At 62.3% G+C, this 25,323-nt stretch carries 23 protein-coding genes; 17 read left to right on the forward strand and 6 right to left on the reverse strand.

The annotated features are described in order from the left end of the window. Positions 1–68: 68 nt before the first annotated feature. A complete protein-coding gene (locus BPRO_RS13895; protein WP_011483708.1) occupies positions 69–965 on the reverse strand; it encodes a hypothetical protein in 897 nt (298 codons plus the stop codon). A 320-nt stretch (positions 966–1,285) separates the two neighbouring features. On the opposite strand from BPRO_RS13895, the gene BPRO_RS13900 reads away from it, so the two are divergent. From BPRO_RS13900 to BPRO_RS13915, 4 genes are all read left to right on the forward strand, one after another. Continuing rightward, positions 1,286–2,311 (forward strand): Bug family tripartite tricarboxylate transporter substrate binding protein, encoded by a 1,026-nt coding sequence (locus tag BPRO_RS13900; protein WP_011483709.1) that lies wholly within the window; start codon positions 1,286–1,288, stop codon positions 2,309–2,311. A 115-nt stretch (positions 2,312–2,426) separates the two neighbouring features. Further along, complete coding sequence (locus BPRO_RS13905; RefSeq protein ID WP_011483710.1) at positions 2,427–2,948, forward strand: tripartite tricarboxylate transporter TctB family protein; 522 nt, start codon at positions 2,427–2,429, stop codon at positions 2,946–2,948. Between the two features lie 53 nt (positions 2,949–3,001). Continuing rightward, entirely contained in the window at positions 3,002–4,531 is a 1,530-nt protein-coding gene (locus BPRO_RS13910; protein ID WP_011483711.1) for a tripartite tricarboxylate transporter permease, read from the forward strand. A 19-nt stretch (positions 4,532–4,550) separates the two neighbouring features. Continuing rightward, entirely contained in the window at positions 4,551–5,384 is an 834-nt protein-coding gene (locus BPRO_RS13915; RefSeq protein ID WP_011483712.1) for a cytidylate kinase family protein, read from the forward strand. A gap of 137 nt (positions 5,385–5,521) precedes the next feature. Here BPRO_RS13915 and BPRO_RS13920 read toward each other — a convergent pair whose 3' ends face one another. After that, positions 5,522–6,130 (reverse strand): Crp/Fnr family transcriptional regulator, encoded by a 609-nt coding sequence (locus tag BPRO_RS13920; protein ID WP_011483713.1) that lies wholly within the window; start codon positions 6,128–6,130, stop codon positions 5,522–5,524. 263 nt (positions 6,131–6,393) lie between these two features. Between BPRO_RS13920 and oxc the strand changes: the two genes are divergently transcribed. The 6 genes from oxc (at position 6,394) to fdhF (ending at position 15,985) form a co-directional block, all read left to right on the forward strand. Continuing rightward, entirely contained in the window at positions 6,394–8,124 is a 1,731-nt protein-coding gene (oxc, locus tag BPRO_RS13925; protein WP_011483714.1) for an oxalyl-CoA decarboxylase, read from the forward strand. A gap of 32 nt (positions 8,125–8,156) precedes the next feature. Further along, positions 8,157–9,428, forward strand: a complete 1,272-nt coding sequence (gene frc, locus BPRO_RS13930; RefSeq protein WP_011483715.1) for a formyl-CoA transferase — start codon at positions 8,157–8,159, stop codon at positions 9,426–9,428. Between the two features lie 98 nt (positions 9,429–9,526). Then, positions 9,527–9,985, forward strand: a complete 459-nt coding sequence (locus tag BPRO_RS13935; protein ID WP_011483716.1) for a PAS domain-containing protein — start codon at positions 9,527–9,529, stop codon at positions 9,983–9,985. A gap of 95 nt (positions 9,986–10,080) precedes the next feature. Then, positions 10,081–11,328, forward strand: coding sequence for a formyl-CoA transferase (frc, locus tag BPRO_RS13940; RefSeq protein WP_011483717.1), 1,248 nt, complete (start codon positions 10,081–10,083; stop codon positions 11,326–11,328). An 84-nt stretch (positions 11,329–11,412) separates the two neighbouring features. Further along, positions 11,413–13,113: an NAD(P)H-dependent oxidoreductase subunit E gene (locus BPRO_RS13945; protein ID WP_011483718.1), complete on the forward strand. Its 1,701-nt coding sequence runs from the start codon at positions 11,413–11,415 to the stop codon at positions 13,111–13,113. A gap of 34 nt (positions 13,114–13,147) precedes the next feature. Then, positions 13,148–15,985 carry a formate dehydrogenase subunit alpha gene (gene fdhF / locus BPRO_RS13950; protein ID WP_011483719.1) on the forward strand — a complete coding sequence of 946 codons (2,838 nt, stop codon included), beginning with the start codon at positions 13,148–13,150 and terminating at the stop codon, positions 15,983–15,985. A 20-nt stretch (positions 15,986–16,005) separates the two neighbouring features. Here fdhF and BPRO_RS13955 read toward each other — a convergent pair whose 3' ends face one another. From BPRO_RS13955 to BPRO_RS13965, 3 genes are read right to left on the reverse strand one after another with little or no spacing between them, the layout of a single operon-like run. Beyond that, positions 16,006–16,350 (reverse strand): antibiotic biosynthesis monooxygenase family protein, encoded by a 345-nt coding sequence (locus tag BPRO_RS13955; RefSeq protein ID WP_011483720.1) that lies wholly within the window; start codon positions 16,348–16,350, stop codon positions 16,006–16,008. Continuing rightward, positions 16,350–17,525, reverse strand: a complete 1,176-nt coding sequence (locus BPRO_RS13960) for a cytochrome P450 (protein ID WP_011483721.1) — start codon at positions 17,523–17,525, stop codon at positions 16,350–16,352. The genes BPRO_RS13955 and BPRO_RS13960 overlap by 1 nt, the downstream gene beginning before the upstream one ends. Continuing rightward, on the reverse strand, positions 17,518–17,826 hold the full coding sequence (locus BPRO_RS13965; RefSeq protein ID WP_232291407.1) for a hypothetical protein: 309 nt from the start codon (positions 17,824–17,826) through the stop codon (positions 17,518–17,520). The genes BPRO_RS13960 and BPRO_RS13965 overlap by 8 nt, the downstream gene beginning before the upstream one ends. 3 nt (positions 17,827–17,829) lie before the next feature. On the opposite strand from BPRO_RS13965, the gene BPRO_RS13970 reads away from it, so the two are divergent. Next, positions 17,830–18,528, forward strand: coding sequence for a winged helix-turn-helix domain-containing protein (locus BPRO_RS13970; RefSeq protein WP_011483722.1), 699 nt, complete (start codon positions 17,830–17,832; stop codon positions 18,526–18,528). A gap of 144 nt (positions 18,529–18,672) precedes the next feature. Here BPRO_RS13970 and BPRO_RS13975 read toward each other — a convergent pair whose 3' ends face one another. Further along, positions 18,673–19,167 carry an Lrp/AsnC family transcriptional regulator gene (locus tag BPRO_RS13975; RefSeq protein WP_011483723.1) on the reverse strand — a complete coding sequence of 165 codons (495 nt, stop codon included), beginning with the start codon at positions 19,165–19,167 and terminating at the stop codon, positions 18,673–18,675. 81 nt (positions 19,168–19,248) lie between these two features. On the opposite strand from BPRO_RS13975, the gene yedA reads away from it, so the two are divergent. The 6 genes from yedA (at position 19,249) to BPRO_RS14005 (ending at position 25,256) form a co-directional block, all read left to right on the forward strand. Then, positions 19,249–20,181: a drug/metabolite exporter YedA gene (gene yedA / locus BPRO_RS13980; protein ID WP_011483724.1), complete on the forward strand. Its 933-nt coding sequence runs from the start codon at positions 19,249–19,251 to the stop codon at positions 20,179–20,181. Between the two features lie 108 nt (positions 20,182–20,289). After that, entirely contained in the window at positions 20,290–20,748 is a 459-nt protein-coding gene (locus tag BPRO_RS13985) for an SWIB/MDM2 domain-containing protein (protein WP_011483725.1), read from the forward strand. A 414-nt stretch (positions 20,749–21,162) separates the two neighbouring features. Continuing rightward, positions 21,163–22,173 carry an ABC transporter permease subunit gene (locus tag BPRO_RS13990; protein ID WP_011483726.1) on the forward strand — a complete coding sequence of 337 codons (1,011 nt, stop codon included), beginning with the start codon at positions 21,163–21,165 and terminating at the stop codon, positions 22,171–22,173. Further along, on the forward strand, positions 22,170–23,084 hold the full coding sequence (locus tag BPRO_RS13995; protein WP_011483727.1) for an ABC transporter permease subunit: 915 nt from the start codon (positions 22,170–22,172) through the stop codon (positions 23,082–23,084). The genes BPRO_RS13990 and BPRO_RS13995 overlap by 4 nt, the downstream gene beginning before the upstream one ends. Before the next feature lie 133 nt (positions 23,085–23,217). Next, the gene (locus BPRO_RS14000) at positions 23,218–24,240 is read left to right on the forward strand and encodes an ABC transporter ATP-binding protein (protein WP_011483728.1); all 1,023 of its coding nucleotides are present in this window, start codon (positions 23,218–23,220) and stop codon (positions 24,238–24,240) included. After that, a complete protein-coding gene (locus BPRO_RS14005; RefSeq protein WP_011483729.1) occupies positions 24,237–25,256 on the forward strand; it encodes a peptide ABC transporter ATP-binding protein in 1,020 nt (339 codons plus the stop codon). Before BPRO_RS14000 ends, BPRO_RS14005 begins: the two co-directional genes overlap by 4 nt. Positions 25,257–25,323 lie beyond the last annotated feature (67 nt).

Raw genomic sequence — 25,323 nt, forward strand, 5'->3', positions numbered from 1 at the left:
TCGGTCCTGCGCCCGCAGGCCTGGATGGCTAATCCACCAGCCCGGCAAACATCACAGGAAAATCTTGTTCAGGGCGCTGTACCCAGCGACAGCTTCATTGCCTGGACGGATTTTTCGGAGGGCGTGGCGAACTCGTATTTGCTGCCCAGGTCCAATGCCCGCAGCAGCGAGGGATTGCTTGTCTTGAGGGACGTGAACTGGTTGGCGACCTTTTTCAACGCGTCACCCGGAACGTCGGGATGGACATAGATGCCGTAACCCCAGCTGGGATTGGCTGCAGGCACGACCACCAGCCGCGCCAGATGAATCCGCTCGTCGGTGCCGTAGTGGTTCTTCATGGTGGAAGCCTGGGCGGTCTGAAGCCGGGTGATCAGGCCCACCCACCGGTCCGCCTGCCAGTGAAAGGCTGCCTTGGTGGGCAGATAGCTCTGCCCCAAACCTTGCTGGGGCATCACTTCGACCACCGTGCCGCAAAGATTTTCAGCCTTCACCAGCGTGGTGGTGACGCCGCTTTTCATGCCAAAGCAGCTGGTGGCCTTGAGCCTGGCGAGTATCTTCGCCTGCTCGTCAATGGGCAAGTTCTTCAATTCGACCGGCTTGCCATCCTTCACCGAACCGATGTCCGCAAGAATAAGCACTGCCGACTGGATCGGTTCCATGTTGATCGCCACGGGGCGATAACCCGAGGCCAGGCCCACGACCGGGTTGCCGTAGACCCAGCACGGAGGCGCTGGCCGCTTGACGGCCGTAAGGACGTCCTGGGTTTCCCTGATGTTGAGAACCGGCGAGACCGATAGCCCGGCAGGCCGGACAAACTCGATCAGTTCCTTGAGCGCACTTTCAGTTTGAGACGATCCCTCACCGCGAATGACCTGCGGATTGAGGTACAGGCCGCCTTCACAGGACTGCGCATGAACCTGCACCCCACAGAGCAACGTGCCAGCCAGCAGCAACAGCTTTTTCATCGTTTTTCACCCTTGTCAAAACGCGTTTCATCCCCACCTCACGGCAAGGGTGCCAGCCCTCTGCTCGTGTTCGTGCTCATGGTAATGCGGGTGCGACTAATCTCTTCTAGGCGAATACGCTACCCTCCTCCCCGTGAAAGCCGCGACCGCCCCCCGGAGAAACCCTAAAACGGTTCGAAATTTGGACAAACTTGATCATCGTCAAGAGCTTTTCCACCTACTTGGGAAGACCATACGTGCGTGATACGTTCAAGCCATGGGATCAGCAATGAATTCCAGGTCAGAACCAGGCATAGTTACCAAACACAGGAGACAACGAGATGAATATCAGACTCGCAAACATCAGGAGTGGACTGGCGATGGCCTCCACAGGGGCAATTGCAGCGGCAATGCTAACGGTCGCAGCACCGGCCCAGGCGGCCTGGGAGCCAACCAAACCGGTTGAGTTCGTGGTACCAGCGGGTACCGGTGGCGGTGCCGACCAGATGGCCCGCCTGATCCAGGGGATTGTCATCAAGCACAAGCTGATGAAAGAGCCGCTGATCGTTGTCAACAAATCCGGTGGCGCAGGCTCCGAAGGCTTTCTCGAGGTCAAGAATGCCAAGGGCGATCCCCACAAGATCATCATCACGCTGTCCAATCTGTTCACCACACCCCTGGCAACCGGGGTGCCTTTCAACTGGCGCGACATGACGCCAGTGTCCATGATGGCGCTTGACCAGTTCGTTCTGTGGGTCAACGCCGAGGCGCCCTACAAAACCGCCAAGGACTACCTGGCAGCCGTGAAGGCCGCAGGTCCCAGCAAAATGAAGATGGGTGGTACCGGCTCCAAGCAGGAAGACCAGATCCTGACCGTCGGCGTCGAGCGCGCCACTGGCACCAAGTTCATTTACATTCCGTTTAAAGGCGGCGGCGAAGTGGCTGTGCAACTGGTTGGCAAGCACATCGACTCCTCCGTGAACAACCCGATTGAAGCCGTGGCGCAATGGCGCGCTGGCCAATTGCGCGCCCTCTGCGTCTTCGATGACCAGCGCATGACCTACAAGACCAAGGTGACCGATACCATGTCGTGGGCCGACATTCCCACCTGCAAGGAAGCGGGCGTACCAGCCGACTACACGATGCTGCGCGGCATCTTCATGGCGCCGGGCGTGTCCAAGGATCAGCTTGAGTTCTACAACACCCTGCTGAAGAAAGTCCGCGACACCCCCGAGTGGAAGGACTACATGGAAAAAGGCGCCTTCAACCAGACGGCCATGTCGGGCGAAGAGTTCACCAAGTGGCTCGGTAGCACCGAAAACACACATCGCGAACTGATGAAAGAAGCGGGCTTCATCGCGAAATAAGGATTGCCCCCCTCACGAGGGGGCTCTTCCACCACGAGCCGGGCAGCCCCTGCGCCGGCCTCTCATTCAGCCAATGTCGCCCTCTCCGGGCAATTCAATTCAGCGGGAGTTCCTGATGGAGCCAAACGAGCAATCCGGCGCGGAGCGCCGCACGGGTGTCGCCACCAATATCATCGAAGCCATAGTCGCAGTGGGCGTTATCGTCATGGGCCTTGTGGTCATCCAGGGCAGCCGGGCGCTAGGGTCCGGCTGGACCACCGATGGCCCGGGCTCTGGCTACTTCCCCTTCTATATCGGCATCATCCTCTGCATTTCCGGCGCAGGCACCCTGTACCAGGCCCTGTTTGGGAAAAACCGCAATACCGAAATTTTCGTCGACGGCGAACAGCTCAAGCGCGTCTTGTCCGTGCTGTTGCCGGCACTGCTTTATGTCCTGGTCGTTCAGGTCATTGGCCTGTATGTGGCCTCGGCTTTTTACATTGCCCTCTTCATGATCATCCTGGGCAAGTTTTCCCCGATCAAGAGCGTGATCACCTCACTCATCGTGGTCGTGCTGTTTTTCTGCATGTTCGAGGTCTGGTTCAAGGTTCCCCTGTTCAAGGGCTACTTTGACCCCCTGAGTTTCCTCGGCTACTGAACCACACCCCACCCGCATCAAGCTCACTGAACCTTTACTGACCGGACAATGAAATGGACGAACTAAACGCGCTTTTTCACGGATTCAGCGTCATCTTGACGCCGATGAACATCGTACTGATGTTCGTGGGCATCATTCTTGGCGTACTGATCGGGGTGCTGCCAGGCCTGGGCGGCGCCAACGGCGTGGCCATCCTGCTGCCGCTGACCTTTACCATGTCGCCGACTTCGGCCATCATCATGCTGTCGTGCATCTACTGGGGCGCACTGTTCGGCGGGGCGATCACCTCCATCCTGTTCAACATACCGGGTGAGCCCTGGTCGGTGGCCACCACCTTCGACGGCTACCCCATGGCCCAGGACGGACGCGCCGGCGCGGCGCTGACGACAGCCTTCACGTCGTCTTTCATCGGCGCTTTCGTGGCCGTGTTGATGATCACCTTCCTGGCTCCGCTGGTTGCCAAATTCGCGCTGAAGTTCGGTCCGCCTGAATTTTTTGCCGTCTACCTGCTGACCTTCTGCAGCTTTGTGGGCATGGGCAAAGGTTCCCCCTTCAAGATCCTGGCCTCCATGGCCATCGGTTTTGCACTGGCTGCCGTCGGCATGGACACGGTGACCGGCCAGCTGCGCCTGACCTTTGGCATCCCTGACCTGATGCGTGGCTTCGACTTCCTGATCGCTGTGATTGGCCTGTTCGGTATCGGCGAAATCCTGCTGTCGATGGAGGAAGGCCTGGCCTTCTCGGGCAAGAGCGCCAAGATTGACCCCAAGGTCGTTCTGGAAACCTGGAAACAGTTGCCCAAATACTGGATGACCTCGCTGCGCAGCTCGCTGATCGGCATCTGGATGGGCATCACCCCGGGCGGCGCGACGCCTGCGTCGTTCATGAGTTATGGCCTGGCCAAGAAAATGTCCAAAAACGGGGCCAAGTTCGGCACCGGCGAAATCGAGGGTGTCATTGCTCCCGAAACCGCTGCACACGCCGCGGGTACCAGTGCCCTGCTGCCCATGCTGGCCCTGGGTATCCCGGGCTCGCCGACCGCTGCCGTGTTGCTGGGTGGTTTGCTGATCTGGGGCCTGCAGCCCGGCCCGCTGCTGTTCGTGGAGCAAAAAGACTTTGTATGGGGCCTGATTGCCAGCATGTACCTGGGTAACCTGGTCGGACTGATCGTCGTGCTGACCACCGTGCCGCTGTTTGCATCCATCCTGCGCATTCCGTTTTCGATCATCGCACCTGTGATCGTGGTGATTTGCGCAATTGGCGCCTACACGGTCCACAACGCCATGCTTGACATCTGGTTCATGATGCTGTTTGGTGTGGTCGGCTACCTCTTCAAGAAGCTGGACTACCCGCTGGCTCCGCTGGTCCTGGCACTGGTGCTGGGCGACAAGGCCGAAGATTCGTTCCGCCAGGCGATGCTGGTTTCCCAGGGCGAGGTGTCCATCATGTGGTCCAACCCGCTGGTTGGTGGCATCAGCACGCTGGCCGTGATCCTGCTGCTCTGGCCGCTGATCTCCCGCATTCTGGCCAAAATTCGCCCTCCAAAGCATGCGGCGTTCACAACAGAACAACCTGTTGATTGATTAATCAGGGAAAGACACCATGCCAGTAATCGCCATGACCCAGGAGATGGGCTCCCTCGCCAAGGACGTCTCCCTGCAGCTTGCCCAGACAGCCAATCTGGCTGTGATGCGCCATGAGGTGCAGGAACATGTGGCCGATCGGATGCACGTGCCCAGCAGCCTGATCAGCCGGCTGCGCGAAGGCAAGGCCGGCCTGGTCGAGCGCCTGACCACGGACAAGGAGCGGGTGGCGGTGTACACGGCGCAGGAAGTTTTTGCGCTGGCCGATCAGGGCAATATCGTGCTGCGCGGCTGGGGAGCGACCTGCCTGTTGCGTCCGGTTCCGCATGTGGTGCGAGTGCGGGTAACCCGCCCGTTCAGGAAGCGCGTGGCGTGGCTGATGGACCATCTGGGAACAGACGACGAGGCGTTCGCCGAAGCCGAGGTCCATCGCAGCGACAGCGCCCACGCTTCCCGGATGCACGAACAGTTCGGCGTGACCTGGGGTGACCCGCTGCTCTACGATCTGGTACTCAACACCGATCGTGTGTCCGTGGACAGCTGCGTGGCCCAGATCCAGCATCTGGCCAGCCGGCCGGAATTCCAGGAAACCGCGGCGTCAAAGGCAATGCTGGCAAACCTGGCGCTCAACGCGCGCGTCCGCGCGGCACTGAAAGACCAGGAATCGACCCGCGATATCAACATCAGCATCGATTCCGACGCAGGCCAGATGGTCCTCAGCGGGATCGTCCTGAACGCGCAGGAAAGCGCGGAAGCGGCCAGGGTCGCCGGCACGGTGCCCGGCGTCACCCGCGTTGACAACCAGTTGCGCCTGATGGCCACAACCCGGCGTTTCGCTGCAGCCAAGCACTGAATGCTGCCTGTCATTGCGGGCTTGACCCGCAATCCATGACCCCCTGAATTCATGGATGCCGGATCGAGTCCGGCATGACAGCCGGGGAGCATGGATGCAGGTCAAGCCATGTCAAGCCCGCAATGACGAGTTCCGGCTCAGATCTTGCCGCGCTGCTTGAGCCGGCTCAGGGTTTCCGCCGACAGGTTCAGGTAGGACGCCAGCTCCTTCTTGGGAATGCGGTCAAACAGCTCGGGATGCTTGCGCAGGAAGCGCTGTACCCGACCCGGTGCGTCAAGCAGGTGCAGCGTGATGGTGTGGGCCATGATCTCGCTCATCAGCTGCATGACGTAATACTCGAAGGATTTCTTGATCTCGTGGTGGCGCTCCAGAAACACCACCCACTCTGGCAGCGGCAGCTTGGCCACCCGCACCTTGGTCACGCAAACGGTGCTGTAAGGCGTGGGCGTACCCAGCCGCCAGGCTGCGTAGCTGGTTTCCATGTCACGCTCATCGGCGAAACGAAGAATCATCTCCTTGGCCTCCTGATTGGTCACAACCCGCTTCAGGATGCCCTCCAGGATGAAATACTGCTCCATCTCGTGCGCCCCCTGATGCAGGAGCGTCTCCCCCTTCTGGCAGTCAACAATGACCAGGTGTGACTCAAGTTCAGCGCTTTGCTCTGCGGTCATTCCCTTCAGAACGATGTTCTGCGCCAGCTGGACGCGAATGACGTTTCTCTCAGGATGGTTTTGTATGGATGACATGAATACGTTAGGGTAGGAGAAATGCAGTCTTCATCCTTTCGCGTAATTCGAATACAGCGAAAATTGACCGTGGTCAATGGTGAGAACCGGATCAATTCCTATGATACCCCGACGGTGCAAATGACCCGCCTGAGCAGCCGAGCGAAGCGGGAAATCCACCTTCGGAGGCGTTGGCTTGGGTCAACGGTTTTTTTCTGGCGCCAACCGATATTGCCAGCCGCTAGCTCAACCTTTATCGAAGTCAAACGAAGAGACTTTTCATCATGACAAACGACACTCAATCACCAGAACTGACCGACGGGTTTCATCTTGTAATCGATGCCCTGAAACTCAACGGGATCGACACAATCTTCGGTCTGCCCGGTATTCCCATCACCGATCTGACGCGTATGGCACAGGCCGAAGGCATGCGGGTCATTTCATTTCGTCACGAGCAGAACGCCGGCAACGCCGCTGCCATTGCCGGCTTTCTGACGCAAAAGCCGGGCATCTGCCTGACGGTTTCCGCCCCCGGCTTCCTCAACGGCCTGACCGCGCTGGCCAACGCCACGACGAATTGCTTCCCGATGATCCTGATCAGCGGCTCCAGCGAACGCGAAATCGTCGACCTGCAGCAGGGCGACTATGAAGAGATGGATCAGCTGGCCATCGCCAAGCCCCTGTGCAAGGCAGCTTTCCGCGTGCTGAACGCCGAAGACATTGGCGTGGGCATCGCGCGCGCCATTCGCTCCGCTGTCTCTGGCCGCCCGGGCGGCGTCTATCTGGACCTGCCGGCCAAGCTGTTCGCGCAGACCATGGACGCGCAAGCCGGCAAGGATTCCCTGATCAAGGTCGTCGATCCGGCCCCGCGCCAGATTCCGGCGCCCGACGCCGTCCAGCGCGCGCTGGACCTGCTCAAGGGCGCCAAACGCCCGCTCATCCTGCTGGGAAAGGGCGCAGCCTATGCCCAGGCCGATGCCGAGGTCCGTGCCCTGGTCGAGAAGACTGGCATCCCCTACCTGCCGATGTCCATGGCCAAGGGCCTCCTGCCCGACACGCATGAACAGTCCGCCGCGGCCGCGCGCTCCTATGTGCTGCCCGAAGCCGACGTGGTGCTGCTGGTCGGCGCGCGCCTGAACTGGCTGCTCTCGCACGGCAAGGGCAAGACCTGGGGCGGCAAAGACCACAAGGACTGGGGCCGCCAGAAATTCATCCAGATCGATATCTCCCCCACCGAGGCAGACAGCAACGTGGCCATCGACGCCCCGCTGGTCGGCGACATCGGCTCCTGTGTCTCGGCCCTGCTGGCCGGCATCGGTTCGGGCTGGGCCAAGCCGCCGGCCGATTGGCTGAATGCCATTGCCGAGCGCAAGAACAAGAACATCGCGAAGATGGCCGAGACCCTGAACAGGAACCCGTCGCCGATGAATTTCCACAGCGCCCTGGCCGTGGTCCGCGACATCTTCAAGGCCCACCCGGAGACCATCATGGTGAACGAAGGCGCCAATGCGCTGGACTTCACCCGCAGCATCGTGGACATGTACCAGCCGCGCAAGCGCCTGGACGTCGGCACATGGGGCATCATGGGCATCGGCATGGGCTTTGCCGTGGCTGCCGCCGTGGTCACCAAAAAGCCGGTTGTTGCCATCGAGGGCGACAGCGCCTTCGGCTTCAGCGGCATGGAAGTCGAGACCATCTGCCGCTACAACCTGCCGGTCTGCGTGGTCATCATGAACAACAATGGCGTGTACCGCGGCACCGATGTCAATACGTCCGGCACCCCCGACGTGGCCCCCACCGTGTTCGTCAAGAACGCCCGCTACGACAAGCTGATGGAAGCCTTCGGTGGTGTCGGCGTGAACGCCACCACCCCGGGCGAGCTGCGCCGCGCCATGGACGAAGCGATCAAGTCCGGCAGGCCAACCCTGATCAATGCCGTCATCGACGAGACAGCCGGCACCGAGAGCGGCCGCATCACCAGCCTGAACCCGCAAAGCGCGGCCAAAAAGAAGTAAATTAGCAAAGCAATCCACTAGGAGTTATGAAGATGTCAAACAAACCACTCAACGGCATAAAAATTATTGACTTCACCCACGTCCAGGCCGGTCCCGCGTGCACGCAGCTGCTGGCGTGGTTCGGTGCCGACGTCATCAAGGTCGAACGCCCGGGTTCCGGCGACGTCACCCGCAGCCAGCTGCGCGACATCCCCGAGGCTGATGCGCTGTACTTCACCATGCTCAACAGCAACAAGCGCGGTCTGACGCTGGACACCAAGAAGGCCGAAGGCAAGGAGGTGCTCGAGCGGCTGATCAAGGAATCCGACGTCATGGTCGAGAACTTCGGACCCGGCGCGCTGGACCGCATGGGCTTCACCTGGGAGTACATCCAGAAGCTCAACCCCAAGATGATCCTGGCTTCGGTCAAGGGCTTCAGCGAAGGCCACCACTACGAAGACCTCAAGGTCTACGAGAACGTGGCCCAGTGCGCCGGCGGCGCCGCCTCCACCACCGGCTGGTGGAAGGGCGAGAACTCCGAGCCCACGATTTCCGCTGCTGCCCTGGGTGACACCAACACCGGCATGCACCTGGCCATCGGCATCCTGACGGCAATCATCGGCCGCCAGCAGACCGGCAAGGGCCAGAAGGTGGCCGTGGCCATGCAGGACGCCGTGCTGAACCTGTGCCGCGTCAAGATGCGCGACCAGCAGCGCCTGGAGAAGGTGGGCTACCTCGAGGAATACCCGCAGTACCCGCACGAGATGGAAGCTTTCGCCGACAAGGTGACGCCGCGCGGCGGCAATGCCGGCGGCGGCGGCCAGCCGGGCTGGATCCTGAAGTGCAAGGGCTGGGAAACCGACCCCAACGCCTACATCTACTTCACGGTCCAGGGCCACGCCTGGGAGCCGATCTGCGACGCACTGGGCAAACCAGAGTGGAAGACCGATCCGGCCTACAACACGCCCAAGGGTCGCCAGCCGCACATCATGGACATCTTCGCCACCATCGAAGACTTCATCAAGGACAAGACCAAGTTCGAAGCGGTCGACATCTTCCGCAAGTTCGACATTCCTTGCGCCCCGGTGCTGTCCATGAAGGAACTGCTGCGCGACGAGTCGCTGCGCAAGAGCGGCTCCATCGTCGAAGTGCCGCACAAGGTGCGCGGCAGCTACTGGACCATCGGCAGCCCGATCAAGTTTTCCGACCTCAAGCCTGAAGTCACGGCGTCTCCCCTGCTGGGCGAGCACACCGACGAGGTGTTGGCCGAACTGGGCTATAGCAAGGACCAGATCGCAACAATGCACGCCAACAAGGCTGTCTAAAACGGTCATCTGAACAGCGACCCTTCAATGTGGAACGGCGCCCGACCCAGGCGCCGTCTTTACTTCAGAGACCTTTTTTCAGCACAAGGAGCAGGCCCATGGAATCCGGAATTGATATGAAACAGCTCGTGGAGGCAATCGGCGATGCGATCGTGGCCTCCGACGCCGGTGGCGCCATCGTGCTGTGGAACCCTGCCGCCGAGCGCATGTTCGGCTTCACCGAAAGCGAGGCCCTGGGCCAGTCGCTGGACCTGATCATTCCGCAGCGCCAGCAACAGCGTCACTGGGATGGCTACCACAAAACCATGGCAACGGGGCAAACCCGGTACGGCAATGACGTGCTGCGGGTACCTGCCATGCACAAGGACGGGCATGCGATCTCCATTGCGTTTACGGTTGCCCTGCTTCACTCCGCGGACGGCAAGGTGTCGGCCATTGTTGCGGCCATCCGCGATGAAACCAGCCGCTTCGCCGAGGAGCGCAACCTGCGCAAACGCCTCACGGAACTTGAAATCCAGCACGGCACAGGTGTCAAAGGCACGTCGCTGGCGCAGTGATTAACATAGGGGGATAAACCGGCCGCTTGGGCGTCCGGCACCATGGCTCAAACCGTGTACCAGTAACCGATTCAACTTCCCAGCAGGATTTTTTCATGAGCAAAGCGTTAGACGGCGTTCGCATACTTGATTTCACCCACGTCCAGTCGGGCCCCACCTGCACCCAGTTACTGGCTTGGTTCGGCGCCGACGTGATCAAGGTGGAGCGCGCTGGCGAAGGCGATGCGACGCGCGGGCAGCTGCGTGACATCCCCGGAGTGGACAGCCTGTATTTCACCATGCTGAACCACAACAAGCGCTCGATTACCCTGGATACCAAGAGTGCCAAGGGCCGGGAAGTCCTGGACAGGCTCATCAAGCAGTGCGACGTGATGGTTGAAAACTTCGCCCCCGGTGCGCTGGACCGCATGGGCATCACCTGGGAACACATCCAGGCCATCAACCCCCGCATGATCGTGGCTTCGGTGAAAGGCTTCGGGCCAGGCCCCTACGAAGACTGCAAGGTCTACGAAAACGTCGCCCAGTGCGCCGGCGGCTCCGCCTCGACCACGGGCTTCGACGACGGCCCGCCCATGGTCACCGGCGCCCAGATCGGCGACAGCGGCACCGGTCTGCACCTGGCGCTGGGCATTGTCGCGGCCCTCTACCAGCGCAACACCACGGGCCGCGGCCAGAAGGTTCTGGCCCCGATGCAGGACGCCGTGCTGAACCTGTGCCGCGTCAAGCTGCGCGACCAGCAGCGCCTGGAGCGCACCCACACCATGCATGAATATCCGCAGTACCCGGATGGCAAATTCGGCGAAGCGGTGCCACGCGCGGGCAATGCTTCGGGTGGCGGCCAGCCCGGCTCGATCCTGAAGTGCAAGGGCTGGGAAACCGACCCCAACGCCTACATTTACTTCATCACGCAAGCGGCCGTGTGGCCCGCCGTGTGCAAGGTGATCGGCGAGGAAGACTGGATCACCGACGAGGCGTTCGAAACCCCCGCGGCGCGTCTGCTGCACCTCAAGCCGATCTTCGCGCGCATCGAGCAATGGACCATGACCAAGACCAAGTTCGAGGCCATGGAAATCCTCAACAAGTACGACATTCCCTGCGGACCGATTCTGTCGATGAAGGAGATCGCCGAGGAACCTGCCCTGCGCGAAACCGGCACCATCGTCGAAGTTGACCATCCCACGCGCGGCAAATACCTGACCGTGGGCAATCCGATCAAGATGTCGGACAGCCCCACCGAAGTGACGCGCTCTCCCCTGCTGGGCGAACACACCGACGAGGTTCTGGCGCAATTGGGTTATGGCGCAGGGTATATCGCGGAATTGCGCGCAGAACGGGTGATCTGAACCACGCGCAAAGTACCGGCGAGCCCGCGGCGCGAGCGTCCTGCGAGTCGATTCCAAACAAAATGCAAATGTAAGCGAGCCCCCATGAACCATCCCATCATCCCTATTGCCGTCGTGCAAGCCGCTTCCAAAGAGCGAAAACGCCAGGCACCCAAGGGACGCCGCGTGGAGCCGAGCGCGCTGGCCGACGTGCAACGCCTGCTGGGCTCCGAGTCGCGTCAGGCCGATCTGCTCATAGAGCACCTGCACAAGATCCAGGATCACTTTGGCCACCTGTCGGCAGCCCACCTGGCGGCGCTGGCGCAAGAGATGCGCCTGGCGCAAACCGAGGTGTATGAGGTCGCAACTTTTTACCATCATTTCGACGTGGTCAAGGAAGGCGAAGCCGCGCCGGCGCCCCTCACCGTGCGTGTGTGCGATGGTCTGTCCTGCGAGATGGCGGGCGCACGTGATTTACTGGACCGGCTCCCGGCCCTACTGGGCCGCGAGGTACGCGTGATCGCGGCACCTTGCATCGGCCGCTGCGAGCAGGCGCCTGCCGCGGTGGTTGGCCAAAACCCCGTACCGAACGCCACCGCAGAGGCCGTCGTGGCCACCGTGGCAGCGAGGGCTGTACAGCACGCCCCCGAAGGCTTTTTCGACTTTTCCAGCTACCGGGCCGCCGGCGGTTATGCGCTGCTCGCGCAATGCGTCTCGGGAGACCGCGACGTCGAATCAGTCCTCAAGACCATGGAAGATTCGGGCCTGCGCGGCCTGGGTGGTGCCGGTTTTCCGGCCGGCCGCAAGTGGCGCATCGTCCGCGCCGAAGCCGGCCCGCGCCTGATGGCGGTCAACATCGACGAGGGCGAACCGGGTACCTTCAAGGACCGTGTCTACCTCGAACGCGACCCGCACCGCTTCCTTGAAGGCATGCTGATCGCCGCCTGGGCGGTGGGTATCGAGAAGATCTACATCTACCTGCGCGACGAATACCATGGCTGCCGCGCCATGCTCGAAACCGAGCTGGACAAACTCAGGCTGGCACCGCCGATGGCCGGCATGCCGCAAATCGAGTTGCGCCGTGGCGCCGGCGCCTACATCTGCGGCGAAGAGTCGGCCATGATCGAATCGATCGAAGGCAAGCGCGGCATGCCGCGGCTGCGCCCACCCTATGTGGCGCAAGTGGGCCTGTTCGGCCGCCCGACGCTGGAACACAACTTCGAGACCCTGTTCTGGGTCCGCGAGATCCTGGAAAAAGGCGGCGCCTGGTTTACCTCGCACGGCCGCAATGGGCGCAAGGGACTGCGCTCGTTCTCGGTCTCGGGTCGCGTGAAGAGCCCGGGGGTCAAACTGGCGCCGGCGGGCATCACCATCCAGGAACTGATCGACGAACACTGCGGCGGAATGCAGGACGGGCACACCTTCTACGCCTACCTGCCGGGCGGCGCCTCGGGCGGCATCCTGCCGGCCACCATGAACAGCATCCCGCTGGATTTCGACACACTGCAGCCCTACGGCTGCTTCATCGGGTCGGCCGCCGTGATCGTGCTGTCCGACCAGGACACCGCCACCAATGCGGCGCGCAACATGATGCGCTTCTTCCACCACGAGTCCTGCGGCCAGTGCACGCCCTGCCGCGTCGGCACGGCCAAGGCCGCGCACCTGATGGAAAAGCCCAAATGGGACCTCGCACTGCTGGCAGACCTGTCGCTGGTCATGCGCGACGCATCGATCTGCGGGCTGGGCCAAGCGGCGCCCAACCCGATGGACTGCGTCGTCAAATATTTTCCGCACGAGCTGGCCTGACCGCCACACGGCCAACAAGACAAAGGGCAACGTCATGAATGCAATTACCCGACAGGAACTCGCCGAACTCGACGTGCCGCTCGTGAGCTTCAGCCTCAACGGCCGTGAAGTGACCGGACGGGCCACCGAAACCCTGCTGCAGGTGGCCAAGCGCGAAGGCGTGGAGATTCCCCACCTTTGCTACAAGGAAGGCATGGAGGCGGTCGGCAACTGCCGCTCCTGCATGGTCGAAATCAACGGGGAACGGGTGCTGGCGCCCTCCTGCTGCCGCGCGCCTACGGCCGGCATGAAAGTCGTCACCGACAGCGAGCGCGCCGTGGCCTCGCAGAAAATGGTGCTTGAGCTGCTGCTGTCCGACATGCCCGAGAAGGCATACACCCGCAACAACGAGGTGGACCAGTGGGCCAGCAAAATCGGCGTCGGCAAGCCGCGCTTCGAGGCCCGCCAGCAGGTGCGCCAGGACCTGTCGCACCCGGCCATCGCCGTCAACCTCGACGCCTGCATCCAGTGCACGCGTTGCCTGCGCGCCTGCCGCGACGAACAGGTCAATGACGTGATCGGACTGGCATTCCGGGGCGACCAGGCCAAGATCGTTTTTGACATGGACGACGCCATGGGCGCCTCCACCTGCGTGGCCTGTGGCGAGTGCGTGCAGGCCTGCCCCACGGGCGCGCTGATGCCGGCCCGCGAGGCCGCGCTCGCGGTGCCCGACAAACAGGTGGCTTCTGTCTGCCCCTACTGCGGCGTCGGCTGCCAGCTGACCTACAACGTGAAAGACGACAAGATCCTGTTCGTCGAGGGCCGTGACGGCCCGGCCAACCACAACCGGCTGTGCGTCAAGGGCCGCTACGGCTTTGACTATGCCCACCACCCGCAGCGCCTGACCAAGCCGCTGATCCGCCGCGAAGGCGTGCCGAAAACCGGCGACTTCACCATGGACCCTGACCGCGTGATGGACGTGTTCCGCGAAGCCAGCTGGGAAGAAGCACTGGCCTTCGCCGGCGGCAAGCTTGCCGCCATTCGTGACCAGTACGGCAAGAAATCCCTGGCCGGCTTCGGCTCCGCCAAGGGCAGCAACGAAGAAGCCTACCTGTTCCAGAAGCTGGTGCGTACCGGTTTCGGCAGCAACAACGTCGACCATTGCACCCGCCTGTGCCACGCCTCATCCGTCGTGGCACTGCTCGAAGGCATAGGCTCTGGCGCCGTATCCAACCCCGTGATGGACGTCACCAAGGCCGATGTGGTGATCATCATCGGTGCCAACCCGACGGTGAACCACCCGGTGGCCGCGACCTGGATCAAGAACGCGGTGAAAAACGGCACCAGGCTGGTCATGCTCGATCCCCGCCGCTCGGACCTGACACGCATGGCGCACCGGCACCTGCAGTTCAAGCCCGATACCGACGTGCCGATGCTCAACGCGATGATGAACGTCATCGTGACCGAGGGCCTGGTGGACGAGGAATTCATCGCCAGCCGCACCATCGGCTACGAAGAGCTGCGCAAGAACGTGGAAGGCTACACGCCCGAGCTGATGGCGCCGATTTGCGGCATCGACGCCGACACGCTGCGCTATGTCGCACGGCTCTACGCCACCTCGAAGGCCTCGATGATCCTGTGGGGCATGGGCGTGTCGCAGCACGTGCACGGCACCGACAACGCGCGCTGCCTGATCGCCCTGTCGCTGATGACCGGCCAGATCGGCCGGCCCGGCACCGGGCTGCATCCGCTGCGCGGCCAGAACAACGTGCAGGGCGCCTCCGACGCGGGCCTGATCCCGATGATGTTCCCCGACTACCAGCATGTGTCCGACCCGAAGGTGCGCGCCACCTTCGAAAAGGCCTGGGACGTGCCGGCCGGTACGCTGGATGACCAACCCGGCCTCACGGTGGTGGAGGTGATGCACGCCATCAAGAAGGGCGGCATCCGCGGCATGTACGTCCAGGGCGAAAACCCGGCAATGTCCGACCCGGACGCCAACCATGCGCGCGAGGCGCTGGCGGCGCTCGACCACCTGGTGGTGCAGGACATCTTCCTGACCGAGACCGCGTATCTCGCCGACGTGATCCTGCCGGCCAGCGCCTTCCCGGAAAAGGACGGCAGCTTCACCAACACCGACCGGCTGGTGCAGATGGGCCGCAAGGCCATCAACCCGCCGGGCGATGCGCGCCAGGACCTGTGGATCATCCAGGAAATCGCCAAGAGGATGGGCCTGGACTGGCACTACAACCACGTGAGCGAAGTGTTCGACGAGATGCGGCACACCATGCCCAGCATCGGCGGCATCACCTGGGACCGGCTGGACCGCGAGCATTCCGTCACCTATCCTTGCATGAAGGAGGGCGACCCGGGCGAGTCGGTGGTGTTTGTGGAAGACTTCCCGCGTGAAGGCGGCCGGGCGCGCTTCGTGCCCGCCGACATCATCCCGGCGGCCGAACGCCCGGATACCGAATACCCGATGGTGCTGATCACCGGCCGCCAGCTCGAGCACTGGCACACCGGCAGCATGACGCGGCGCGCCACGGTGCTGGACGCGATCGAGCCCGATCCGGTGGCCCTCGTCCACCCCCTGGACCTCGCTGACCTGGGCGGCAAACCGGGCGATGTCGTGACCATCGCGTCGCGCCGCGGGGAAGTCACGCTGTACGCGCGGGCCGACGAAAGCTCGCCGCGCGGCGCGGTGTTCGTGCCCTTTTGCTACTACGAGGCGGCCATCAACAAGCTGACCAATGCGGCGCTGGACCCGTTCGCCAAGATTCCCGAATTCAAGTACTGCGCCATCAAGGTTTCGCTGGGCGGCACGCCGCCCCTGCAGGCCAGCTATGGGGGTGGCCAGGCCCTGGAAAACGCCATCGCCCTCGCCTCGGCCTGAGCCCGGCCAGGCGCACGGCCTCAGCCGTGCGCCTGGCGCGAATCGGCCGGCGCCTGCTCACGTTCATTCAGCCCGTAGTCGCGCGTCACCTCGGCGATGCGCAGCCGATAGTCCTTGAACATGGTGCTGCGGCCCGCAGCCTGCGCGGCCCGGTGCGCTTCCAGATTGCGCCAGGCCGTCAGGCAGGCGTCGTCCCGCCAGAACTGAAGGGACAGCAGCTTGTCGGGTTCGCTCAAGCTCTGGAAGCGTTCGATGGAAATAAAGCCGTCCATCTTCACCAGCTCGCTCTTGAGTTCGGCCGCCCAGTTCAGGTAGCCCTCGCGGTGCGCCGGATCGGGCCAGACTTCGAAAATCACGGAGACCATCATGCTTCCTTTCTGCTTGCAAATAAGGGTATGCGGGCGTTGGCCAGCGGCCAGAAACCCGCCAGAGCTCCAAAACAACCATCAAATTGGCTTGTAGCCCGCATCCATTGGATACAAGCAGCTACCATTTCGATGGCGATTGCGGCGCCGGGGCAGGCATGAGCGCCTGCACCGAAGCCCATGCTGCGGCGTTCGCCGCGCTGCGGATCGAACTGGTCGGGCCTGGGATTCAGTAGCCCGTCGCGGTTGGCGCTGGCCAGCACGAGCACCACGCCCTGCCCTGCCTCGATCGACTGGCCCGCCAGCACCACGGGATCGGCGGCAAAGCGCCGCGTGTTCTGGATAGGCGCTTGATGGCGCTCGACCTCGGCGACGAACCCGCGCATGGCTTGCGGCGACTGATCAGCCAGGAGCGCAAGGTCGGGGTATTGCGCGAGCATCAGCACGGTATGCCCCATCAGCCCCGCTGTGGCATCGAGCGACTGCTGCATGAAGGCGATGCGGTTGGCCGCCTGCACAGTCGACAAACCCAGCGCCCGGCCCTGGTCCATCAGGGCCTCGGCTGCGCCAGCCGCCAGCGCCACGGCCTGCGTCGACGCGCCAGGTGCAATGCCCTGCACGAACTGCCGGACCCAACGGCAGGAGTCGTCAAGCAAGCCGTCAGGCAGGCCCAGCAGGCGCGCCATAGCCTGCACCGGCAGCACACCCATGAGGTCGTTGACGGTCAGACACCGAAATTTGGCCCCCACGCTACGCTGCCCCCCAAGGGGGCCATGTTTGCCTTGGGGCGGCCCGGCGGCAAACAGATCCCTTGCAGCCGCTTCGCTGGCCCGCGTCACATCGGCCAGGCTCCAGCGGCGCGCAGCTTGCTCCACCGCGGGCTTGTGGACTGCGTGAAATTCACCGTCCGTCATGCGTACCAGCTGGGCAAAAACCTCGCCCGCTGCTGTACCCAGCAGGGCCTGGGGCACCGGCTCTGCCGGCGGACGCACACGCAGCGCCACGTTGTGAAAGGCCTCATCTATCACGGAATGGCTGCTGGCCACCCAGAGCTTCAGGCCTTCATCAAAATACAGCGGCCGCTGTTCCCGCAACTGCCGGTAGTAGGGGTACGGGTCGACATGGGTGACCGCCTCGATCGGGTTGCCAGGCTGTGGAAGAACGCCGTCACTCACGGGCAGACGCCGGCTCACCACGCGCTTCCATTTTGACCGGGTTGGCGATGGAACATTCTGCGCCGGCTTCGTGGTGGAACTGGTCAATCTGCCCACGCATCGGCATAACAATCCACGCCAAACTTGCGTTTGGCGGCGATGGCTGGCTGTAACGGTTGCCAGGAAAATCCCGTTCACCGCGCTGCCAGAGAATCTCTGCGCTGTACTGGGCCATGGTTGCTCGCTCTGTTTGTTTGACAAGACCTCCAGTGTCGCCAGCCTTCCCCCGCTTGTCGAGCAACAACAGTTTGGTTAGGATCAAACCATGAATGCAGAACCCGACCTTGCCAGGCTGGCATCCACCGTGGGCGATCCGCGCCGCATCCAGATGCTGGCACTGCTGATGGAAGGCCGCGCACTCACCGCAAAGGAACTGGCGCTCGGCGCGGGGATTGAGCCCGCCACAGCCACGTCGCACCTCAAACGGCTGCTTGACGATGGCCTGCTGGTATCCACGTCACAGGGCCGCCACAAGTATTTCCGCCTGGCCTCAGAGCACGTGGCCCATCTGGTGGAGTCGCTGATGCGCGTTGCGCCGCGCACGACAGAACCCGCGAGCCCTGCAGGTCTTGAGCCGATCCGCCGGGCACGCTACTGTTATGACCATCTCGCCGGCGAACTCGGTACCACCCTGCTGGCCGTGATGCGCCGCAAAAGCTGGCTGGTGGCAGACACCAGCCAGAACCTGCCGAAGGCCCTTGCACTTTCGCCCAAAGGCGATCAGGCCCTCGGCGCGCTGGGCATCGACGTCACCGAGGTGCGCGGCAGGCGCCGGCAGTTTGCCTGCACCTGCCTGGACTGGTCGGAGCGGCAGGACCACCTCGGCGGTGCGCTCGGTGCCGCGCTGGCAACGCACTTCACGCAGCAGCGCTGGATAGAGCGTAAAAAACACACGCGCGTGGTGAGCATCACCGCCGCAGGCACAGAGCAATTAAAGCGCCTCGGCATCAAGCTGCGGACCTGAGCCGCAACCGCTGTGCGGTGAAACTCAAGCGTCAGGCGTCCAGCGGCGGCATCACAGCAACGCCGTCATGTCGGCATAGAGCCAGTCACCACCGGGGTAGACCCAGATGCCCTGAACCTGCACCGCCACATCACGTTGGCCCTGTCATTTCCCCGTGACCTTGTTGATCGCGGGTTTGATGTTTTCCCTGCGGGCAGGCAGCACAATGGCGTTCTCACGAGGGGCGTTGAGCACAATCGCGGTAGAAGTCTCGGTCAGGATGCAGAATTTGGTCACGACTGCATCCAGATGCGAAACGTCAATGACCGCAATTTCCAGCACCCAGCTGTCTTCTCCGGTGACGTTGTAGGCGTTGATCACCTCCGGCGTCTGCTCAATCAGCTTGACCACCCGGGCGTACTCGGCCCGTGCCACGCGCATGATGGCGCGAATCCCATAGCCCAACCGCGCCAGGTCGACCTCGGCGCGGTAGCCCCTGATCACACCGCCCAGCTCCAGTTTGCGGACGCGCTCAGTCACCGCGGGCTGACTCAAATGGACGCGTCGTCCCAGCTCCGCCATGGTGATGCGGGCGTCCCGCTGCAGTTCGGTCAGGATGCGGCTGTCGTAGTGATCGTATTCGTCAGTTTCTGTCATCATGCTTTTCAAGCGTTAAATTAAAAGCGATCTCCGTTCTTCACCTTTAATTCTGCATGGCTTGGCCGTTATTGGCAATTTACGATGGCGTGGATGAGCTCCGCAATCTCCCTCCCTTCCCCGACCGCCCGGGCTGCACCGCTGCTGGTCCCCGCCCTGATCGCCTGCTATGTGGTGTGGGGTTCCACCTACCTGGCGATCCGTTTCGCACTGGTGAGCTTCCCGCCTTTTTTCCAGATGGGCACCCGCTTCCTGGTGGCGGGCATGCTGGTCATGGCCTGGGTGATCATTCGCAAGCAACAGCTCCCTACCCTGCGCGAATGGCGCAATGCGCTCGTGATCGGCACCTTGATGCTGGGCGGCGGCATGGGGCTCACCGCCAGTGCAGAAGTTCACATTGGCTCCGGCCTGATCGCCACCTTCATTGCGGTGGTTCCCCTGATGGTTTGCGCATGGGGTCTGTTGTTGGGCCAACGCCCCAGCCGGCTGGAACTGGCCGGCATGGCCGTGGGGCTGGCTGGCGTGCTGCTGCTGGTGAGAGGCGCCAGCTTTTCCGCGGCGCCCGTGGGCCTGGCCTGCATCGCCGGTGCAACCCTGCTGTGGTCGCTGGGCTCCGTGTTGTCCACCGAACGACTGCCCCTGGCCAGCGGCCCCGCGGGTTTCGCGAGTGAAATGTTGTGTGGCGGCGCGGTGTTAATGGCGATCTCTCTTGCACTGGGTGAGCAGCACGAGGTCGCCAGCAACTGGCCTTTCCAGCCCGCAGCCCTGGTGGCCTGGCTGTACCTCGTGGTGTTCGGCTCGCTGATTGCGTTCAGCGCCTACATGTACTTGCTGGCCAATTCCTCCCCTGCTGTGGCCACCAGCTATGCCTTCGTGAACCCGCTGATCGCGATTTTTCTGGGTGCGTTTTTTGCCGGCGAGCATGTCACCCGTGGCGAGTGGATCGCTTGCGGCGTGATTCTCACAGGCGTTTTTTTGATTTTCAGAGGTAAATCTGCAACAGGCGGGCGCAAATAAAGTGCTTTTTCGCTATGAAACTGCGTTTTTCTCCAGTAGCATCCGCATTGCCGCAAGGAAGTAGTTATCCCTGTGGTGATTTATCAACTTCTAGAAGGAAAATCAATCATGGCAACTGCGAAAAAAGCACCGGCTAAAAAAGCGCCTGCAAAAAAGGCTGCTCCGGCAAAGAAAGTAGCTGCGAAGAAAGCAGCTCCTGCCAAGAAGGTCGCCGCCAAAAAAGCAGCGCCCGCCAAAAAGGTAGCTGCGAAGAAAGCAGCGCCTGCCAAGAAAGTTGCGGCCAAAAAGCCAGCAGCGAAAAAAGCGCCCGCCAAAAAGCGTACGCCCAATGCAGCGTTCATGAAAGCGCTGACCTTGAGCCCCGCCCTGGCTGCCGTGGTGGGCGACAAGCCTTTGCCACGCACGGAAATTGTCAGCAAGCTGTGGGTTTACATCAAATCCAAGGGCCTGCAGGACAAGGTCAACAAGCGCATGATCAACGCCGACGAAAAGCTCAAAGCCGTTTTCGGCAAACCGCAAGTGTCGATGTTCGAAATGGCCGGCCTGATTGGCAAGCACGTCAAGTAATCGGCTTTTGCCGACTCCCCAAAGGCCGGTTTCCACCGGCCTTTTTTTATGCTCCGACGCATTGCCTGTCGGAAGCGGCGCCACGAAACGAGTCGACGGATCCGGTGCTGTTCACTGGCTTCCTGTGGCACGCTTCCTGCGTAACCCCGTGGCCTCGCGATCACCAAAAGCTTCACGAAGCAATACGGGTTACTCGGTAGCAGATTGCCGACACGTCTGCCAGGAATAAACGGGTTTGTTGATAAGATAAAAATTGCTCGCGACGCCATCGGCGCGCGACGGTACAAACCAGAATTTCATGCTCATGCACCCAATAAAAACCAGCGCAACGAAGATTTTCATTGCCCCGACCTGCCACTTCTGTGACGAATTTTCCGCTGCCCGCGTGAATGCCTGTCTGGGTCACCCGAAATAATGCTTCGCTTTATTTTTACCCGACTCAGCCTGATCATTCCCACGTTTCTGGGCATGACGCTGCTGGCCTTTTTTCTGATTCGCCTGGTGCCGGGCGACCCCATTGAAACCCTCGCCGGCGAGCGTGGCATCGATCCGGTGCGGCATGCGCAGCTGCTCAAAGAATACGGCCTGGACCGGCCGGTTCTGGTGCAGTACGGCATCTACATCGGCCGCGTGCTCAATGGCGATCTCGGCAAATCCCTCATCACGCAGGAACCCGTGCTGCGTGAATTCCTCACGCTCTTCCCCGCCACCATCGAACTGGCCCTCTGCGCCATCGTGTTCGCCCTGGTGATTGGCATTCCCGCCGGCATTCTGGCTGCGGTCAAGCGCAACTCGATACTGGACCACGGGGTCATGGGCGTCTCGCTGACCGGTTACTCCATGCCGATTTTCTGGTGGGGCCTGCTGCTGATCCTGCTTTTCTCGGTACAGCTCGGCTGGACCCCTGTCTCGGGCCGCATGGCGGTGCAGTACTTCATTGAACCCACGACCGGCTTCCTGCTCATCGACTCGCTGCTGTCAGAGGACAAAGGCGCATTCTGGTCGGCTGCATCGCATCTGATTTTGCCGATGATTGTGCTGGGGACCAACCCGCTGGCGGTGATTGCCCGCATGACGCGCTCGGCCATGCTGGAAGTGCTGGGTGAAGACTACATCCGCACCGCGCGCGCCAAGGGGCTTTCCAACCTGCGCGTCGTCGCCCTCCATGCCCTGCGCAATGCCTTGATCCCGGTGGTAACCGTGATTGGCCTGCAGGTCGGCGTCCTGTTCACGGGGGCCATCCTCACCGAGACCATCTTTTCCTGGCCTGGCGTCGGCAAATGGCTGATCGAAGCCATCAGCCGCCGCGACTACCCGGTCCTGCAGGGCGGCATCCTGCTGCTGGGCGTGATCGTGATGGCCGTCAATCTGCTGGTGGACATCACCTACGGCATCATCAACCCACGCATCAGGTACCAGCGATGAGCACGGCCACCTTGAAAAAAGCCACCGTGGTGCCCGGTACACCACCGGCACCGCCGCATCCGTTGCGCGAATTCTGGAACTACTTCAGCGCCAATCGTGGTGCACTCATGGGCCTGATCATTGTGGTCGGGGTGCTGCTGGTCGCGCTTTTTGCGCCTTGGCTGGCCCCCCATCCACCCAACATCACCAACAATGCGGTGTTTCTCAAACCCCCGGCCTGGCAGACGGGCGGATCGTGGACCTATCCCCTGGGCACCGATGCGATCGGCCGCGACATCCTGTCGCGCCTGATGCACGGCGCCCGCCTGTCCCTGGTGATCGGGCTGGCCGTGGTTACGCTGTCGGTCGTGGTCGGGACCGTGCTGGGCCTGCTGTCGGGTTTTTTCCGCGGCGTCTTCGAGATCGCGGTCATGCGCCTGATGGACATCATCCTGACCCTGCCCAGCCTGCTGCTGGCCATCGTCATCGTGGCCATCCTGGGCCCCGGCCTGATGAATGCGATGCTGGCCGTCGCCATCGTGGTGCTGCCGCATTACGTGCGCATTACCCGCGCTGCGGTGATTTCCGAGGCCTCCCGCGACTATGTGACCGCGGCACGCATGAGCGGCGCAAGCCGCATCCGGCTGATGGTCAGCGAAATCCTGCCCAACTGCACTGCGCCGCTGATCGTGCAGGCCTCGCTGGGGGTGTCCACCGCCATCCTGGACGCTGCGGCGCTGGGCTTTCTGGGTCTTGGCGCCCAGCCGCCCTCCCCGGAATGGGGCACCATGCTGGCTGACGCCCGCGAATTCGTACTGCGTGCCTGGTGGGTGGTAACTTTCCCCGGCCTCGCGATTTTGATCACTGTGCTGGCCTTCAACCTGCTCGGAGACGGACTGCGCGATGCGTTCGATCCAAAACTTAAACGATGAACAGGATCCACCCACCCTTCATGAGCCTCTTCGCAAGTAACAGCGCGGAACCGGCTTCGCCGGGCCGCAGCTGTTGCCCCCGGAGGGGGGATCCGGCTACACGAAGTGAGCCGAGAAGGGGGAGTTACTAAATATGGCCCTGCTTGAAATAGAAAACCTGTCCGTCGAGTTTCCCTCGCAAAACGGGATCATGTATGCCGTTGACGGCGTCAGCCTGTCGCTCGAAGAGGGCGAAGTGCTGGGTATCGTCGGTGAATCCGGCTCCGGTAAAAGCGTCACGATGATGGCGCTGATGGGGCTCGTGGCCTATCCGGGACGGGTGCGCGCCGACAAACTCCGCTTTGCCGGCCATGACCTGCTGGCCCTGTCGGCCAGCGAGCGCAGCAAGCTCACCGGAAAAGACGTGGCCATGATTTTTCAGGAGCCCACAACCAGCCTGAACCCCTGCTTCACCATCGGCTTTCAAATCACCGAAACCCTGCGCCTGCATTTAGGCATGGACCGCAAGGCCGCCACGCGCAAGGCCATAGAACTGCTCGAGCAGGTTGGCATCAATTCGCCCGAAAGCCGCCTGAAAGCCTATCCGCACCAGCTGTCGGGCGGCATGAACCAGCGCGTGATGATCGCCATGGCCATCGCCTGCAACCCGCGGCTGCTGATCGCCGACGAACCCACCACAGCCCTCGATGTAACCATCCAGGCGCAAATCCTGGACCTGCTGCGCAGCCTGCAAAAGGAGCGCGGCATGGCCCTGGTGCTCATCACCCACAACATGGGCGTGGTGTCTGAAATGGCGCAACGCGTGGCCGTCATGTATGCCGGCCAGATCATGGAAGAGCAAAGTTCCCACGCGCTTTTCAACACTCCCCAGCACCCCTATACCGAAGCGCTGCTGTCAGCCCTGCCGGAGCGCAGCGATGGCAGCACCCGCCTGGCGACCATCCCCGGCATGGTGCCCGGCCTGTACGACCGGCCCACCGGCTGCCTGTTTGCGCCGCGCTGCGCCTATGCCACCGAGCATTCGCGCAATGAGCGCCCGTTGCTACGCGCCTGGAAAGACGGCAAGGTGCGCTGCCACTATCCGCTGGGCGACCCCGACCGTGAAGCAGCCATACTGCGCGACACCCCGGTACTGGCCGCGGAGGAAGCGCCATGAACGCGCCACAAGACGCTTCTGCGCTGTCAGCGCTGGCTGCGCAACCCGTGGTGGAGGCCCGGGATCTCAAACGCGTTTATGAAATTCGGCGCGGCTTCATGCGCCCCCCCGATCACCTGCAGGCCGTGGGCGGCGTCTCCTTCGTTGTCCATGCCGGCAAGACGCTGGCCGTCGTGGGTGAGTCGGGCTGCGGCAAGTCCACGCTGGCGCGCATGGTTTCGCTGATTGAAACCCCTACCAGCGGCCAGTTGCGCATCAAGGGCGTAGACGCGGTCACCGCGCCCCACGAAGAACGCCAGAACCTGCGCAAGGCTGTGCAGCTGGTGTTCCAGAACCCCTACGGTTCGCTTAATCCTCGCAAAAAGGTCGGCGCCATTCTGGAGGCGCCGCTCGAGATCAATACCGACCTGTCTCCCGCTGACCGTGCCACCCGCGCGCGCGCCATGCTCGCCATGGTGGGCCTGCGCCCCGAGCACTACGACCGCTATCCCCACATGTTTTCGGGGGGGCAGCGCCAGCGCATCGCCATCGCACGTGCGCTGATGCTCAACCCCACCCTGGTGGTGGCCGACGAACCGGTGTCGGCGCTGGACGTGTCAATTCAGGCCCAGGTGCTGAACCTGCTGGCCGATCTGCAGCAGTCGATGGGACTGGCCTACCTGTTCATCTCGCATGACCTGGGCGTGGTCCGCCACATTGCCCACGATGTGCTGGTGATGTATCTTGGCCATGCGGTCGAGCAAGGTGAAAAAAACGCTCTGTTCGCGCAGCCGCTGCACCCTTACACCCAGGCCTTGCTGGCATCCACACCAGGCCTGGCTGGCAGCACTGGCGTCAGGCAGCGCATCGTGCTCAAGGGCGAATTGCCCTCGCCGCTCAATCCGCCCACGGGCTGCGTCTTTTCCACCCGCTGCCCGCACGTGACCGACCGCTGCCGTGCCGAAAGGCCGGTGCTGCGTGAAGTGGCGGGTCGTCAGGTAGCCTGCCACTATGCTGAAGATTTCATCACCGCGTGATATGGTGCAGTACAAACCACGTGCTGACCCATGCCACGTTTTTCAAAGACCGGGGAGCGCAGAACAC

The sequence above is a fragment of the Polaromonas sp. JS666 genome (assembly GCF_000013865.1).
Lineage (GTDB): Bacteria > Pseudomonadota > Gammaproteobacteria > Burkholderiales > Burkholderiaceae_C > Polaromonas.

What these genes read in the sequence shown, in the direction of transcription:
- BPRO_RS13975 (WP_011483723.1), bottom strand. Translation starts at nt 19,167, where the DNA reads ATGATGACAGAAACTGACGAATACGATCACTACGACAGCCGCATCCTG.
- oxc (WP_011483714.1), top strand. Translation starts at nt 6,394, where the DNA reads ATGACAAACGACACTCAATCACCAGAACTGACCGACGGGTTTCATCTT.
- BPRO_RS13915 (WP_011483712.1), top strand. Translation starts at nt 4,551, where the DNA reads ATGCCAGTAATCGCCATGACCCAGGAGATGGGCTCCCTCGCCAAGGAC.
- yedA (WP_011483724.1), top strand. Translation starts at nt 19,249, where the DNA reads ATGGCGTGGATGAGCTCCGCAATCTCCCTCCCTTCCCCGACCGCCCGG.
- BPRO_RS13895 (WP_011483708.1), bottom strand. Translation starts at nt 965, where the DNA reads ATGAAAAAGCTGTTGCTGCTGGCTGGCACGTTGCTCTGTGGGGTGCAG.
- BPRO_RS14005 (WP_011483729.1), top strand. Translation starts at nt 24,237, where the DNA reads ATGAACGCGCCACAAGACGCTTCTGCGCTGTCAGCGCTGGCTGCGCAA.
- fdhF (WP_011483719.1), top strand. Translation starts at nt 13,148, where the DNA reads ATGAATGCAATTACCCGACAGGAACTCGCCGAACTCGACGTGCCGCTC.
- BPRO_RS14000 (WP_011483728.1), top strand. Translation starts at nt 23,218, where the DNA reads ATGGCCCTGCTTGAAATAGAAAACCTGTCCGTCGAGTTTCCCTCGCAA.
- BPRO_RS13985 (WP_011483725.1), top strand. Translation starts at nt 20,290, where the DNA reads ATGGCAACTGCGAAAAAAGCACCGGCTAAAAAAGCGCCTGCAAAAAAG.
- BPRO_RS13995 (WP_011483727.1), top strand. Translation starts at nt 22,170, where the DNA reads ATGAGCACGGCCACCTTGAAAAAAGCCACCGTGGTGCCCGGTACACCA.
- BPRO_RS13935 (WP_011483716.1), top strand. Translation starts at nt 9,527, where the DNA reads ATGGAATCCGGAATTGATATGAAACAGCTCGTGGAGGCAATCGGCGAT.
- BPRO_RS13990 (WP_011483726.1), top strand. Translation starts at nt 21,163, where the DNA reads ATGCTTCGCTTTATTTTTACCCGACTCAGCCTGATCATTCCCACGTTT.
- BPRO_RS13905 (WP_011483710.1), top strand. Translation starts at nt 2,427, where the DNA reads ATGGAGCCAAACGAGCAATCCGGCGCGGAGCGCCGCACGGGTGTCGCC.
- BPRO_RS13920 (WP_011483713.1), bottom strand. Translation starts at nt 6,130, where the DNA reads ATGTCATCCATACAAAACCATCCTGAGAGAAACGTCATTCGCGTCCAG.
- BPRO_RS13970 (WP_011483722.1), top strand. Translation starts at nt 17,830, where the DNA reads ATGAATGCAGAACCCGACCTTGCCAGGCTGGCATCCACCGTGGGCGAT.
- frc (WP_011483717.1), top strand. Translation starts at nt 10,081, where the DNA reads ATGAGCAAAGCGTTAGACGGCGTTCGCATACTTGATTTCACCCACGTC.
- BPRO_RS13910 (WP_011483711.1), top strand. Translation starts at nt 3,002, where the DNA reads ATGGACGAACTAAACGCGCTTTTTCACGGATTCAGCGTCATCTTGACG.
- BPRO_RS13945 (WP_011483718.1), top strand. Translation starts at nt 11,413, where the DNA reads ATGAACCATCCCATCATCCCTATTGCCGTCGTGCAAGCCGCTTCCAAA.
- frc (WP_011483715.1), top strand. Translation starts at nt 8,157, where the DNA reads ATGTCAAACAAACCACTCAACGGCATAAAAATTATTGACTTCACCCAC.
- BPRO_RS13955 (WP_011483720.1), bottom strand. Translation starts at nt 16,350, where the DNA reads ATGGTCTCCGTGATTTTCGAAGTCTGGCCCGATCCGGCGCACCGCGAG.
- BPRO_RS13900 (WP_011483709.1), top strand. Translation starts at nt 1,286, where the DNA reads ATGAATATCAGACTCGCAAACATCAGGAGTGGACTGGCGATGGCCTCC.